Consider the following 1,106-nt stretch of genomic DNA (forward strand, 5'->3'; position numbering starts at 1 on the left):
CAGCGGTACGATCTGGTCGACTTCTTCTACAGTGGGTTGCAGGTAGGAGTGTGAGGACAGGAATTGCCGTATTTGCTGATAACGGCGGCTGCGCTCGGGATCCAGCTTCAGCGCCATGTAATACATGCCGTCGTCGGGAGGCGGGGTTTTGAAGCCTTTTTCCAAGAAACCGGCAGCGGTCGTGCTACCGGCTTTAACGCCAAGTTGTAAAGCGTTAATGCCTTCGGCGTATTTTTTATCTGTTTTAAGGTCGATGCCTAATGTTTTTGCCGCATTGGCATGGCCTTGTTCCGCTGCACAACGATACATCTGGCGTGCGATATCGGGAGCTTTTCTGAGCGGGATCAACAGTTCGGCAACGTAGAACTGCGCCTCGGGATTGCCCAGGTCGGCGGCTTTGCGGAAATAGCGCAGCGCCAGCTCGCGGTCGCGCTTGATATTGCCGTAGCCGCGGCTGGTGTAGTAGGCGAGGTTGTAATAGCCGGGGGCGGGGCTCAGGTCCATCAGCTTGTCGTTCAGCGCCAGCACTTCGCGGAAACCGCCGGCGAAATCGCCGTCGGTCAGCCCATTTTGCAAATTGATATTGGCCTTGACGTGACCATGGGCGGCGGCGATACGGTAGAGCCGCTGCACTTGCCGCGTGACGTCGGGCTGGCGCTTGAGCAGATTGTTTTTTTGCAGATGGCGGGCGTAGAGGAAGAGCTGATCTGCGTCCGGCGTCGGCGTCGGCAGTTGCTGGTGGACGCAGCGGAAGGCCAGCGCCTCTTGCTGTTTGGGGCTGAGGGTGCTCATGCGGGGCTCCTGGGCGGCGGCGGCCGCTGAGGTGAGGAGGGCAACCAAGAATAGGGCGCGCATCGGCTTAATCCAGATTGGACAGCTTGGCGCTGTCGCGGCGGAATTCGACTAGGGAGGCGATGGGGGACAGTTCTTTGCGCTTTTGAGTTTTATTTTGATCAAGAAGCTCCGTCCACTTATCAAACGCATCCACCATCTGCTCATCAAACGGCAGACTGGTGTCCTCCAGCCCCATCGCTTTCCCGGTCAGCGTATTACGGGTGTGCAAGGACCACAGCTCGCGGCGTAGTCCGGCGCTGATGTCGCCGCGT

General features: G+C 58.6%; 2 protein-coding genes. Both read right to left on the bottom strand.

Translation table 11 applies throughout. The features are described from left to right. Window positions 1-792, bottom strand: a 792-nt coding sequence (locus DB032_RS23480; RefSeq protein WP_199226059.1) for a DUF6396 domain-containing protein, incomplete at its 3' end; no start/stop codon positions are given. A 67-nt stretch (window positions 793-859) separates the two neighbouring features. Then, the coding region (locus DB032_RS24315) for a hypothetical protein (protein WP_199226060.1) at window positions 860-1,106 on the bottom strand (247 nt) is incomplete at its 5' end.

This window comes from Chromobacterium sp. Panama, assembly GCF_003052555.1.
Classification (GTDB): domain Bacteria; phylum Pseudomonadota; class Gammaproteobacteria; order Burkholderiales; family Chromobacteriaceae; genus Chromobacterium.